The organism is Microbacterium sp. LWH10-1.2 (assembly GCF_038397765.1).
In the GTDB taxonomy this organism is placed as follows: domain Bacteria; phylum Actinomycetota; class Actinomycetes; order Actinomycetales; family Microbacteriaceae; genus Microbacterium; species Microbacterium natoriense.
In genome coordinates, this window is record NZ_CP151638.1 from 1,756,157 (window position 1) to 1,768,870 (window position 12,714).

General features: G+C 66.7%; 12 protein-coding genes and 1 other RNA gene. 7 read left to right on the forward strand and 6 right to left on the reverse strand.

Annotated elements, in window-relative coordinates; all coding sequences use genetic code 11:
• Positions 1–6 precede the first annotated feature (6 nt).
• The gene (locus MRBLWH10_RS08435; protein WP_341942345.1) at positions 7–576 is read left to right on the forward strand and encodes a hypothetical protein; all 570 of its coding nucleotides are present in this window, start codon (positions 7–9) and stop codon (positions 574–576) included.
• 6 nt (positions 577–582) lie between these two features.
• Here the strand turns inward: MRBLWH10_RS08435 and MRBLWH10_RS08440 are convergent, their stop codons facing one another.
• The 4 genes from MRBLWH10_RS08440 to MRBLWH10_RS08455 all read right to left on the reverse strand — a co-directional run bounded on the left by MRBLWH10_RS08440 (position 583) and on the right by MRBLWH10_RS08455 (position 5,495).
• Positions 583–2,031: an FAD-linked oxidase C-terminal domain-containing protein gene (locus MRBLWH10_RS08440; protein WP_341942346.1), complete on the reverse strand. Its 1,449-nt coding sequence runs from the start codon at positions 2,029–2,031 to the stop codon at positions 583–585.
• An 11-nt stretch (positions 2,032–2,042) separates the two neighbouring features.
• A complete protein-coding gene (locus MRBLWH10_RS08445; RefSeq protein WP_341942347.1) occupies positions 2,043–3,158 on the reverse strand; it encodes a histidinol-phosphate transaminase in 1,116 nt (371 codons plus the stop codon).
• Position 3,159: 1 nt separating this feature from the next.
• Positions 3,160–4,647 (reverse strand): cytosine permease, encoded by a 1,488-nt coding sequence (locus tag MRBLWH10_RS08450; RefSeq protein ID WP_341942348.1) that lies wholly within the window; start codon positions 4,645–4,647, stop codon positions 3,160–3,162.
• A 95-nt stretch (positions 4,648–4,742) separates the two neighbouring features.
• Positions 4,743–5,495 (reverse strand): IclR family transcriptional regulator, encoded by a 753-nt coding sequence (locus tag MRBLWH10_RS08455; RefSeq protein WP_341942349.1) that lies wholly within the window; start codon positions 5,493–5,495, stop codon positions 4,743–4,745.
• A 464-nt stretch (positions 5,496–5,959) separates the two neighbouring features.
• Here MRBLWH10_RS08455 and MRBLWH10_RS08460 point away from each other — a divergent pair, with 464 nt between their 5' ends.
• Positions 5,960–6,616 carry a M23 family metallopeptidase gene (locus MRBLWH10_RS08460; protein WP_341942350.1) on the forward strand — a complete coding sequence of 219 codons (657 nt, stop codon included), beginning with the start codon at positions 5,960–5,962 and terminating at the stop codon, positions 6,614–6,616.
• 92 nt (positions 6,617–6,708) lie between these two features.
• Here the strand turns inward: MRBLWH10_RS08460 and ssrA are convergent.
• Positions 6,709–7,078: a transfer-messenger RNA gene (gene ssrA, locus MRBLWH10_RS08465) on the reverse strand.
• 131 nt (positions 7,079–7,209) lie between these two features.
• Here ssrA and MRBLWH10_RS08470 point away from each other — a divergent pair.
• From MRBLWH10_RS08470 to MRBLWH10_RS08490, 5 genes are read left to right on the forward strand one after another with little or no spacing between them, the layout of a single operon-like run.
• Positions 7,210–7,863 carry an SIMPL domain-containing protein gene (locus MRBLWH10_RS08470; RefSeq protein WP_341942351.1) on the forward strand — a complete coding sequence of 218 codons (654 nt, stop codon included), beginning with the start codon at positions 7,210–7,212 and terminating at the stop codon, positions 7,861–7,863.
• A 43-nt stretch (positions 7,864–7,906) separates the two neighbouring features.
• Positions 7,907–9,508 carry a radical SAM protein gene (locus MRBLWH10_RS08475; protein WP_341942352.1) on the forward strand — a complete coding sequence of 534 codons (1,602 nt, stop codon included), beginning with the start codon at positions 7,907–7,909 and terminating at the stop codon, positions 9,506–9,508.
• Positions 9,505–9,813 carry a hypothetical protein gene (locus MRBLWH10_RS08480; RefSeq protein WP_341942353.1) on the forward strand — a complete coding sequence of 103 codons (309 nt, stop codon included), beginning with the start codon at positions 9,505–9,507 and terminating at the stop codon, positions 9,811–9,813. The genes MRBLWH10_RS08475 and MRBLWH10_RS08480 overlap by 4 nt, the downstream gene beginning before the upstream one ends.
• A gap of 3 nt (positions 9,814–9,816) precedes the next feature.
• Positions 9,817–10,623, forward strand: a complete 807-nt coding sequence (locus MRBLWH10_RS08485; RefSeq protein WP_341942354.1) for a prolipoprotein diacylglyceryl transferase family protein — start codon at positions 9,817–9,819, stop codon at positions 10,621–10,623.
• Complete coding sequence (locus tag MRBLWH10_RS08490) at positions 10,604–11,161, forward strand: hypothetical protein (protein ID WP_341942356.1); 558 nt, start codon at positions 10,604–10,606, stop codon at positions 11,159–11,161. Before MRBLWH10_RS08485 ends, MRBLWH10_RS08490 begins: the two co-directional genes overlap by 20 nt.
• 5 nt (positions 11,162–11,166) lie before the next feature.
• Here the strand turns inward: MRBLWH10_RS08490 and hflX are convergent, their stop codons facing one another.
• Positions 11,167–12,678 carry a GTPase HflX gene (gene hflX / locus MRBLWH10_RS08495; RefSeq protein WP_341942357.1) on the reverse strand — a complete coding sequence of 504 codons (1,512 nt, stop codon included), beginning with the start codon at positions 12,676–12,678 and terminating at the stop codon, positions 11,167–11,169.
• Between the last annotated feature and the right edge of the window lie 36 nt (positions 12,679–12,714).

The window sequence follows — 12,714 nt, forward strand, 5'->3', positions numbered from 1 at the left end:
CACGAGATGACCCCACGCATCCCCATCGCCGCCGCCGCAACACTCCTTCTCGCGGCGACGCTGACTGCGTGCTCCGGCGGCCCGGATGCGGGCGCCACCCCCACCCCGAAGGCCACGAAGCCTGCTGCGGAGTCGACGGCCGATCCTGCGGCGACCCGGGCTCCGGAGACTCCCGTTGCCGACCCCACGTGCGAGACGATCGTGACAGAGGGAACGGTCGCAGGCCTCACGGACGCGGGATGGACGTCCGAACGCAAGGACTTCATCATCGGCGACATGGCGCTCCCCGACGGCATCCTCTGCTTCTGGGCCGACTTCTCGACCGGCACCGATCACGGCCAGCTGTACGGATGGTCGCCGATCTCCTCCGAAGACGCCGATGCAGCGCAGTCCTCCCTGCTCGCGCAGGGGTGGACGCGCGAAGACGGACCCGAGGGCCGCTACTTCACGGAAGACCCCGAGTTCTCCCTGGGCACCGACGAAGAGGGATACGGCATGACCTACCTCTTCGGCGATGGCTGGGTGAAGCTCGCAGACACGAAGCAGAGTCTGATCCTCATCGACTGGGCGGGCTGACGGCTTTCAGCCATCCAGCATCTTGCCCGGATTGAGGATCCTCCTCGGATCCAGAGCATCCTTGATGGCCCTCATCACGCCGATACCCGACGGATGCTCGTCGATCAGGTCCTGCATCTTGCCCACGCCGACTCCGTGCTCGCCCGTGCAGGTGCCGCCGGCCGCGAGCGCTCTGCGGATCATCCTCGACGTGAGCGCCGCAGCGCGCTCCCTCTCGTCGTCATCGCCGTTCCTGAGCACGAAGGCGAGATGGAAGTTCCCATCTCCCACGTGACCAGCGATCGGCGCCACGAGACCGCTCGCGTCGATGTCCGCCTGCGTCTCCGTGATGCAGTCGGCCAGGTGAGAGATCGGCACGCAGACATCGGTCGACCAGGTGTATGAATCCGGTCTCAGCGCCTGCGCGGCCGGAAGAGCATCATGCCGGACCTTCCAGAACCGCTCGGGATCGTCGCCCTCGATCCGTCGATACTCGAGCATGCCCTGCGCGACCATGATGACCTCGAGCCGCTCCGCCTGATGCGCGATGATCTGCGGATCGCCGCTCAGCTCGACGAAGAGCGTCGGCGCGGCCCGGAAGTCCGTGTGCGAGTACGAGTTCAGCGCCTCGATCTGCACCGTGTCGAGCAGCTCAGCGCGTCCGAGGTCGATCCCCGCATGCAGCGCCCGCTGCACGACGAGGGCGGCGGCTCTCACCGACGGGAAGGAGTACACGGCGAGCTCATGCGCCGCGGGGACGGGCGTGAGGCGCAGAGTCAGCTCGGTGATGATGCCGAGCGTCCCCTCCGATCCGACGAAGAGATGGGTCAGGTCGTAGCCGGCAGCGGACTTCCGCGCCCGACTGCCGGTACGGACGACCGAGCCGTCCGACATGACGACGGTGAGACCGCGCACGTTGTCGGCCATCGTGCCGTGCTTCACCGCATTCGTCCCGCTCGCACGCGTCGCCGCCATGCCGCCGATGGACGCGTCGACCCCCGGGCCCGCCACGAACTGCAGACCGTGGACGGCGAGTGCCGGGTTGAGCTCGCTCCGCCTCACCCCCGCCTCCACGGTCGCGTCGGCCGAATCCGGATCGACATGCAGGATGCGATTCATCCGCATCAGGTCGACGACGACACTCGCGGATCTCGTCGCGTCGTCGAGATCGCTCATGTCCTCGCTGGCGGAGAGGGCGTTCGCTCCACCCTCCAGACCGGTGCCCGCTCCCCGTGCGATCACTGCTATGCCCGCCGCCCCGCAGATCCGCACGGCGGTGGCGACGTCATCCGTCGACTCCGCCAGGACCACGGCCAGCGCGGGCGCCCAAGAGTGACGGGACCGGTCGTGCGAGTAGGCACGGACGTCGGAGAGATCCCGCAGCACGCGTCCTGGCAGCGCGAGCTCCAGCTCCCTGATCGCCGTGTCGGGATCCTTGTCGGCGAGCGCGCCGCCACGGAGTTCGTGCACGTCCATCGCCGACCCCATCACCGCGCACCCTGAGAACGCAGGAACGTGCGTGTGAGCGCGAGCAGGCGGTCGTGCGCCTCGGGAAGCCCGATGGATACGCGGACCCCCTCTCCGGCAAAAGGCCGGACGGCGAGCGCCTGAGCGCTGCACAGAGCCGTGAACTGCTCTGACCCTGCCCCCAGGGGCAACCAGACGAAGTTCCCCTGCGCATCGGGGACGCTCAGGCCGAGAGTCAGAAGCTCGTCCCTGACTCGCGTTCTCTCCCGTACCGTCCGCTCGACGCGATCCCGCACCGCCGGCAGTTCGTCGAGTGAGGCGATCGCCGCCATCTGTCCTGCCTGAGACACGGCGAAGGGGACGGCGACCGTCGTGAGGTGGCGGGCGACCTCCTCCCGAGCCACGCAGTACCCCACCCTCAGCGCGGCGAGTCCATGCGCCTTGGAGAAGGTGCGCAGGATGAGCGCATTCGGGAACTCCCGCTGCAGCGCGAGAGAATCGAGCCGGTCCGCGGTCCGAACGTACTCGATATAGGCCTCATCGATCACCACGAGCACGTGCGCGGGCACCCGAGACAGGAACTCGCGCACCTCGGCGTGGCCCAACGCCGGTCCCGTCGGATTGTTGGGCGTGCAGAGGATCACGATCTTCGTCCGCTCCGTGATCGCGGCGAGCATCCCCTCCAGGTCGTGCGTCAGATCCGGTCTCAGCGGCACGGGCACGGCCCGCGCTCCCGTCTCTCCGATCGAGATCGGGTACGACTCGAAGGACCGCCAGGCGTAGACGATCTCATCCCTGCTGCCGTCCGGTCGCCGTCCGGCGAACACGCGCAGGATGTCGTTCAGGACCGCGAGGCTTCCCGCCCCCGCGACGATGCAGGACGCCGGCACCTGGAGGACCTCGGAGAGCTTCTCGCGGAGCGGAAGCGCCGTGGGATCCGGATAGACGTTGTGTCGGTCGGCGCGACGAATCGCGTCGACGACCGCGGGCAGCGGCTCGAACGGGTTCTCATTGGACGAGAGCTTGAATCCGGTGAGCCCTGCTCTCTGCTGCGCCGGCACACCCGGGCGATAGAGGGGCAACTCCTCGATCTCGGGACGCGGCTGCACCGCTCCCTTCGCGGCTGAGACGGACACGTCAGCTCACCGCGATCTGGCCGGTCTGCGCCGCCGTGTACTCCGGTGGATAGATCATGTCCGCCGGAGGTTTCATCGTCTTCTTCGCCCAGGGATAGTAGACGGCGAACGTGACGACCATCGAGACCGCCCAGGAGATGTCGATTCCGCCGAGGACTCCCGCGAGCGGTCCGTGGAAGTCGCCGAGCATGCTGTAGGTGTCGCTCGTGAGGAAGGGGATCTGCACGAGGATGCCGATGCCGTAGGAGACGATCGCCGTGAGGTTCACGGCGCCGTAGCGGCCGCGACGATCGTAGAGGGCGGGGATGTCGATGCGCTCCTTCGAGATCAGGTAGTAGTCGACGAGGTTGATGATGCTCCACGGGATGAAGACCGCGAGGAGCAGCAGCACGAAGTTCTTGAAGTTGTTGAGGAAGTCGGCGCTGGCGGCGATCGCGATCACCATCGTCAACGCGACGAAGACGATGATGTAGATCGATCGGGCTCGACGCGAGATCCTCGTCTCGGCATTGAAGCTCGTGATCACCGTCACCGTGCTCATGATGCCTCCGTAGGCGTTGAGTGTGTTCGCGGTGAGCTTGCCGACGATGATGACCAGGTAGATCGCGAAGGCCGCGTACGCCGGCCCTGCGAGGTGCCCGACGAAGCCGACGGGCCCCTCCAGCAGCGCGCCACCCGACACGGCGCCGATCAGGATGCCCAGAGTCATCGAGATCTGCGTTCCGGTCACGCTGCCGAGGAAAGTCGACCAGAACGTCGTCGCGACCGACGTGTCGGCCGGGAGGTATCGGGAGTAGTCGGCGACGTACGGCGCATACGTCATCTGCCAGCTCGCCCCGAGTGTGAGGCAGACCATGAAGGTGGCAGGATCCGTGGCCCCGGTGCCGAGCGTCGCGCCGACGTCGTAGTTCGCGAAGAGCTGGATGAACAGGTACGTGAACCCGAGGATGCCCGCTGCCGTGGCGATCCGGCCCAGCACGTGGATGAGCTGATACCCGAAGATCGAGACGATGACCGTCAGCACTCCGAAGATCAGGATGCCGACGATCGGAGCAGATCCTGCGGCGGTCGGGATGCCGAGCAGATGATTGATCGCACTTCCGGAGAGAGCTGCGCCGGTCGAGGCGAACCCGAGGTACATGCAGATCACGAGGACGAGCGGGAGCGTCGCGCCGAGGACGCCGAACTGCGCTCTGCTGGAGATCATCTGCGGCAGCCCCATACGCGGCCCCTGGCCCGAATGCAGTGCCATGGTCACGCCGCCGATGACATTGCCCACGAGGACGGCCAGGATCGCCGTGAGGGGTTCGGCGCGGAAGATCGCGACGGCGATCAAGCCGGTGACGATCGCCGTGATCTGCATGTTCCCGCCGAACCAGAGCGTGAACTGGTTCAGCGGAGTACCGTGCCTCTCGTCCTTCGGCACCATGTCGATGGTCCGGCGCTCGACGGCAAGGGTTCCGGTGCTGGTCGTCTGTTGACTCGTCATCGGGTCAACTCCTTTCGGGTTGGGAGAACGGGCGTCCGTCATTCGCGCGGATCCGGATGCGAATCCGCGCGCCGACGCACGGCGGGTCCTCTCTGTCAGATGTTCAGCTGGTGTCTCGACAGAGCCTGGGCGGCCGAGACGGTCGCGGAGACGGTGGTGCGCATGAGGCGGGCCGCCCGCAGCACTGGTGCCATGGTCGCCACGGCGCCGACCACGCCCCCATCCGCGAACACCGGTGCTGCGACCCCCCAGACCCCCTCGTCGACTTCGCCTGCGCTCATCGCGAACCCCCGCTCGCGCACGTCGGGCAGCAGCGACAGGACGCCGGACGCGGTCGACCCCGCGACTCCATTGCGGGCGAGGATGCCGTCGACCTCTCCCCGCGGCGTGTGCGCGAGGATCGCTTTCGCGCTGGCGCCCGCCACGAGTGGCACGACCTCGCCGACGACGAAGGAGCATCGCAGCACGCTGGACCCGTCCGCCGTGTCGACGCACACCATGTCGTCTCCGCGACGCACGAGGAGTGCCGCGAACTCCAGCGTTCGACCGGCGAGCGTGTGCAGGACGCGCGACGTCGCATCCCCACTGAGCACGCTGCGTCGGTAACGCTCAGCAAGAGAGATCGAGACGATGCCCGCGTGGTATCTGCCTCGCGACGGCCCCTCCTCGATGAGGCCGGCCTCGAGCAGAGACGTGATGCAGCGGTAGACCGCGCTGGCCGGCAGACCGGTGTGCTCGCTGATCTGGGCGACGCGCGGAGCGTCCATTCGCGACATGGCCAGAAGCACCTGCGCGACGCGATCGAAGCTGCCGCTGGGCGGCCCCGCGGGCAAAGCGACCTGAGACATACGTCGGATGCTACAAGGGCGTCATACTCCCAGAAAAAGGGGATTTGCGCTCAGCGAGAATTCATCGGACTGCATTTCAGGAGACCGAAAATCATGTATGCACTAACTGCATCCCGCATATCCCCATTAGTGATGGAATTCTCACCGAAATCACTCTTCGACACGATGGTCGACGGGCACCGTGACGCGCGCGCTCGCCCTGGTGATGGGCACGGGCGGCGGATCGAACATCTCCGAAACGGGACGCCACGGCCCGGAAGGACGGCGACGAGATCCGAACCTCTCAACGTATCGAGTGGATCCCATGCTGTCTGTAGGTAGAAGAGGGGACAGCGAGGAACAGATTTCATCAATACGTTGTGAGTATGAGTCCACCAACGGCATCAGAATCGTCCACGTTCGAATTCTCGCGGCGAGGTCTACTCTTCGGGGCAGGAATCGCGGCAGGAGTCGCAACGCTCGGAGTGCACGCACTCTATCCGGAATCAGCGTCTGCGGCGGGCCAGGTTCTCTGGCCCAACGGGACGACCACCCGGCCGGCCATCTCGAGCCCGTTCGGGCCTCGCACGGCGCCCACCGACGGCGCGTCCACGTACCACCTCGGGTGCGACTTCGTCGGGTACAGCAGCGTCAAGTCGATCGCTGACGGTCGGGTCACGGTTGTCGGCACACCCCCTGGCTGGGGTCCGGGCGGGTTGCAGGTGTGGGTGCAGCACGACGGCTTCCTGACGAGATCGCTGCACCTCGCGTCGACCTCCGTCTCCGTCGGACAGCAGGTCGGCCCGGGCACCCCTCTCGGCATCATGGGCAAGTCCGGAAACGTCACCGGCGTCCATCATCACCTCGAAGTGGTTGTCGGCGGCGCGCAGATCGACCCCGTTCCCTTCATCACCAATCGCATCAACAACACTCCGATTCCTAGTCCCGTCCTGGAGGACAACATGATCCGCATCTCTTCGCCCAGCCGTGGAACCGCTCTGCTCGGCCCCGGCTACTTCCGCCAGCTCAACACCCAGGAGGAGATCGACAACAGCGCACCGCTCGCTTCGGCGATCATCGCCGGCAATGACCGCCAGTTCGACCTGTGGCGGTCGATGGCACTTCATGGCGAGCACGTCTGAGCGCTCGCCTGCCGAATCACCCACAGACGCAAAAAGGCCCGCCTCCCCAGTGATTACTGGGGAGGCGGGCCTCTTGGTTTGCGACAGCGACCTGGTGGAGCTGGGGGGAATCGAACCCCCGTCCAACGCTGAGTCTCCACGCCTTCTCCGGGCGCAGTCTGTGAAGACGTTCTACTCGGCTCCGACCTTTGTCACAGACACCTAAGTCGACAAGCCCAGCCTGGGAAGAGTCCCACGTGACGTCCAGACGCCGTCACGCAGCAAGATTCCTAGATGACGCCAGGATCCGTATCGGAATCACATACGGCCTGACGGACTATCGGGCTCGCTTATGCAGCGAGGGCGAAGTCGTTGCGCTTGGTTTCGGCAACTATTTTTTTGCAGAGAGCGTTTACGAGATAACTCTGCATCCTCGGCCCGCTTCTCGTGGATTCACAGGCGCTGTCGAAACCGATCAGCCCCGTGGTCCTTCTCTCGAAGGAGCCGCTGTCGCACTGTTGACTTTTCAGTTCGGGAGCCGCAGCACCCGAGCATCACAGACTACAACCATTTCGCCTCGTCCGCCATTCCGGCCCCTGGCGTAGAGTCGGCGCATGAGCGAAGTCACGATCACCGTCCGCGGCGAGCACGAGGCTCGTGTCGCCCCCGAACGCGCCACCATCCACGTCGCCGTCCGCGCCGAAGGTTCGGAGCGGACGGAGGTCGTCGACCGACTCACCCGTCTCGCCGACCCGGTTCGCGCCACGCTCGCGGAGCGAAAAGCCGCAGGCACGCTCGTCGATTGGTCGAGCACTCGTCTCTCCGTGCGTGCCGAGCGCCCGTGGAACAACGAGGGCAAGCGTCTCGCGCCGGTCTACTACGCGAGCGTCGACCTATCCGCGATATTCTCCGAGGCATCCGAGCTGTCGATCTGGGTGAGCGACATCTCCCCCTGGGACGGTATCGAGGTCGGTTGGGTCGACTGGCACCTCACGCCTGACACGCGCTCTCGCGTCGAACAGGAGGTCGCCGCATCCGCGGTCGGCGTCGCCGTCACGCGTGCTCAGGCGTACGCGAGCGCACTCGGGCTGAGCGATGTCGTCCCGACCGCGATCGCCGACAACGGGCTGATCTCCGCGGGCCAACCGGTGTCGTCTGCCCCGATGATGATGAAGGCCGCCGCGGCCGACAGCGGCGGCGCAGCACAGTACGAGCCAGAAGAGATCGTCGTGGCGGCCACGGTGGAGGCGCGCTTCGTGGCGCGCTGAGATCGCAACACCGTCCCGAGGGCGCCGCTGCTAGCGTCGGACCATGTCAACGACGGCTACGAGCGGGATGCCGCTGCGCGATTACCGCATCCACCGCTACGTCAACGCGTTCTGCCCCGAGTGCCATGCGGAAGATCCTGACCGCCCCCTCTCCGAAGTGAAGCGCCTGTCGGGTTGGCTGGCCGATCGAGACGGCACGATCTGGCTGGAACGCGGTTGTCGCACCCACGGACTGCAGCGCACACTGTACGACGAGTCCGCGGAGATCCTGCGGTATCTGGAACAGTGGACGGCTCCGACGAAGGTGCACGAGGCCGACTTCACCGGCAACTTCGCCCCTGTGCCCGAGGCCTACCTCTATGGGCTCCCCGAGATGCAGACGCAGCACACCTGCATCCTGCTCGCCGACATCACCGACCACTGCAACCTGCGCTGCCCGACCTGCTTCGCGGAGTCCAGCCCCGCGGCGACGGCGGTCGCTCCGCTCGACGAAGTGCTCGCGTCCGTCGACGCGAAGCTCTCGCGGGAGAACAACCGCATCGACGTGCTGATGCTCTCCGGTGGTGAGCCGACCCTGTACCCGTGGCTCGAACAGCTGCTCGAACAACTCATCGCCCGACCGATCGTCCGCATCCTCATCAACTCGAACGGGCTGCGCATCGCGAACGACGACGAGTTCCTCGCCGCGCTGAAGCGGCACCGCGAGCGCGTGGAGATCTACCTGCAGTACGACGGCGAGGAGCCTGAGACGTCGCGTTTCCACCGCGGCGCCGACATCCGCCACTTCAAGGAGCGGGCGCTCGCCCGACTGTCGGGCGCCGGGATCTTCACGACTCTGACCATGACCGTGGCCCTCGGCGTGAACGACCACGAGATCGGCGCCGTCATCCGCCGAGCCATGGTCACTCCCTACGTCGGAGGCGTGACGATCCAGCCCGTCTTCGGATCAGGACGATCGAGCGGGATCGATGTGATGGAGCGTCTGACCCACACCGGCGTGCTCGCCCGTCTCGGACCGCAGACCGACGGCGAGGTTACCTGGCAGGACCTCACCGCCCTCCCCTGCAGTCACCCGCACTGCTGCTCTGTCGGCTATCTGCTGCGCGACGACTCCGACTCCTGGCGCTCGCTCACCTCGCTCGTCGGTCACGAGCAGCTGAAGCAGTTCCTCGACCTGAACCCCGATCTGATCGCGAACCGGATCGCCGACAGCAACATCAACCAGGCGCTCAAGGACAGCGTGAAGCAGTCGCTTCTCGACCTCCTCAGCGAACAGTCGTCGCTCTCCCATCCGTCGATCGGGTCGCTGTGGAAGGACATCTGCGCCGGCTGCGATCTCGGGATCGGCACGCTCACGAAGCTCGCCACGGCAGCGCTGCCAGGGCAGCACAAGCGTCTGCGGCAGTTCCTCGGCGAGCGGGTGAAGCGCATCACGGTCAAGCCGTTCATGGACATCAACACCATGATCGAGGAGCGCCTGACGCAGTGCTGCGTGCACGTGGCCACGGTCAACGACGAGACCGACGCCCACCAGTGCGCACCGTTCTGCGCCGTGCAGGCGTGGAAGCCGCTGTCCGATCAGAAGCTCTCGACCGCCACAGGTCGCACCTCCCTCCCGCTGATCACGTCTGCCTCGGCGTCATGACCGACTGGCCGCTGAACCAGCGCGACCCGAGCGTCGGAGATCCTCCGAACGCTCGTGATCCGCTGCGGCTGTGCGTCAATGCGACAGTCGCGCTGATCACGTGCGTCCTCGGGCCGATCGCTCTGCTCGGTTTCGCGGGCATGGCCATCGTCGCCTACGCCCAAGCCCGGCGTGCTGGCCTCCTGCGCTCACGCTGCAAGCTCGGCGACACCCGCAACGTGCTCGCCTACCTGATCGTGCTCGCGGTTCTCGCGGCGGTGGCCATCCCGTTCTGGGTGCACCTGTGGATACGGATGCTGGGCTGACGCGTGTTCCCGACACTGAACGACCTGTTCGGCTTCGGCCCGCCCATCGAGACCCACGGGTTCTTCGAGGGGATCGGGATGCTCGCCGGCGGCGTCGTCTTCTGGATCGAAGCGCGTCGGCGAGGCGCGAAGGATCCGCGGATCCCCTACCTCGTGCTCGGCGCGCTGGTCGGAGCCGCGATCTTCGCGCGGCTGGGCACCTGGGCACAGCATCTGGACCCGTCGAAGAACCTCAGCCTGGGTGAGCAGTTCCTGTCGGGCAACGCCTCGATCCTGTCGGCACTGGTCGGCGCGTGGGCCGGGGTGCATGTGACGAAGCGGATCGTCGGCTACCGCGAACGCAGCGGTGATCTGTTCGCCCCCGCCGTCGCGCTCGCACTCGCCATCGGCCGCTTCGGGTGCCTGTTCACCGAGAAGCCCGGAACGCCCACCGGCGGAGACTGGGGCATCGTCCTGACACCCGAGCAGGCGGCGCGAGTGGGCGCACCGGCCGGGGTGGGGCTGCATCCGAGCTTCGTGTACGAGATCGTGTTCCATGCCGCCGCCTTCGCCGTGCTCTGGTTCTGGCTGCGTCATCTCGGCATCCGCAGCGGAGAGACGCTGACGCTGTACATCGCCGCGTATGCGGTCTTCCGCTTCCTCGTCGAGTTCGTCCGCGGCAACGAGGTCGCCTGGCTCGTCTTCACACGTCCGCAACTGTTCCTGCTCCTGACCCTGCCGCTGCTCGCCATCAGGCTTGTCTGGCTGTGGCGAAAGGGCGCGTTCACCCCTGCCGATCGGAGGATCCAGAATGAGCATCAACCCGCCTGACGGCCTTCCCGAAGACCCCGATCCGATCGTTCCGCCGGGGCCGATCGTGCCACCCGGGCCGGTCGTCCCACCCGAGCCCGTCGTACCGCCGGCACCCCCGTCGGCACCGCCCTATCCCGGCTCCGCGCAACCGTACTCGGGAACACCGGCGCCGTACCCCGGCCCGCCGCCGCACCCCGGCCCTCTGCCGCAGCCGGGAACAGCCGGTCAGCCTGCCCTGCCTCCCTATGATCCGTACGCCTACCCGCACCACCCTCAGCAGGGACGAGGACTGGGAAACGGGGCGAAGGTCGGCATCGGCACCGGGATCGGATGCCTGTCGTACATCGTCGCCTTCGTGCTGTTCCTCAGTGTGATCTCAGCGCTCAGTTTTGCGGGCACCGCCGCGTACTTCGTGATCTTCGGGCTCCCGGTCCTGATCGGAATCGGGCTGCTGTTCTCCCCGAGGTCACGAGGCATCGGGGTCGGGATGCTGATCGTCTCGGCGGCCGCATGGCTCATCGTGATCGGGCCGTGCATCGGCCTGATATCGGGCTAATCCGTTCAGTCCCCGTCGGCGAACGGCGCGAGATCTGCCGCGAGCCGCTCCGACACCCGCGCGCGCACGGCGGTTCCCGCCTCGCGGTGCTCGACGGAGAGCAGCATCCCGGTCTCATGGATCGCAGCGACGAGGTCTCCCCTGTCATACGGGATGACGGCATGCACCTCGATCGCCGGCTGAGGCAGCGCCTCCTCGATGGCGGTGCGCAGCTCCTCGATGCCCTCGCCGGAACGCGATGACACGAAGTGCGCGCGCGGCTCCAGGCCGCGGAGCACGAGGCGGTCGTCCTCGCTGATCAGATCGGCCTTGTTGAAGACGACGATCTCCGGCATGTCCCGCACGCCGACGTCGCCCATCACATCGCGGACGGTCTGCAGCTGTCCTGCCGGGTCGGGGTGCGAACCATCGACCACGTGCAGAACGACATCGGCGTCGCCCACCTCTTCGAGCGTCGAACGGAAGGCCTCGACGAGCTGGTGCGGCAGGTTGCGCACGAAGCCCACGGTGTCGGTGAGCGTGTACACGCGACCGTCCGAGGTCTCCGAGCGTCGCACGGTCGCGTCGAGCGTCGCGAACAGCGCGTTCTCGACGAGCACTCCGGCGCTGGTGAGCGCATTCAGGAGACTGGACTTGCCCGCGTTCGTGTAGCCCGCGATCGCCACGGAGGGGATCGTGTTGCGCTTGCGTTCAGCTCGCTTCGCCTCCCGGGCGGGTCCGAAGTCACGGATCTGACGGCGCAACAGCGCCATCTTCGTGCGGATGCGGCGGCGATCGAGTTCGATCTTCGTCTCACCGGGGCCGCGCGAGCCCATACCCGCGCCGCCGGCGCCGACCTGTCCACCGGCCTGCCGGCTCATGGACTCGCCCCAGCCGCGCAGACGAGGAAGGAGATACTCGAGCTGAGCGAGCTCGACCTGGGCCTTGCCCTCGCGGCTCTTCGCGTGCTGGCTGAAGATGTCGAGGATGACCGTGGTGCGGTCGATGACCTTCACCTTGACGACGTCCTCCAGGGCACGACGCTGGCTCGGTGCGAGCTCGGTGTCCGCGATGACGGTGTCCGCGCCGGTCGCCGCGACGATGCCCTTGAGCTCCTGGGCCTTGCCGCGGCCGATGTACGTGGCGGCATCCGGGTGCGGCCTGCGCTGCAGAACCCCGTCGAGCACGACGGCTCCAGCCGTCTCCGCAAGTGCTGCGAGCTCACGCAGGGAGTTCTCGGCGTCCTCCTGCGCTCCCTGCGGGTACACCCCGACGAGCACGACGTTCTCGAGTCGAAGCTGCCGGTACTCGACCTCGGTGACATCCTCGAGCTCGGTGGAGAGGCCGCCCACACGACGCAGCGCATGACGATCTTCGAGATCCCACTGATCTCCGTCCGAACGGGTGTGCGCGGCGGTCGATTCATCCTGCAGCGCCTGTGCGGCGCCGAACACGCGCACCTCCGTGCGCTTCTCGGCGTTCGCGAGAACGCGGTCGACGGCTTCGTCGTCGGTGGAGGGGTTTGTGGTGTCCGTCATCCGTTCCTGATCTCTGGGTTTTGTTGCGAGTCTTAA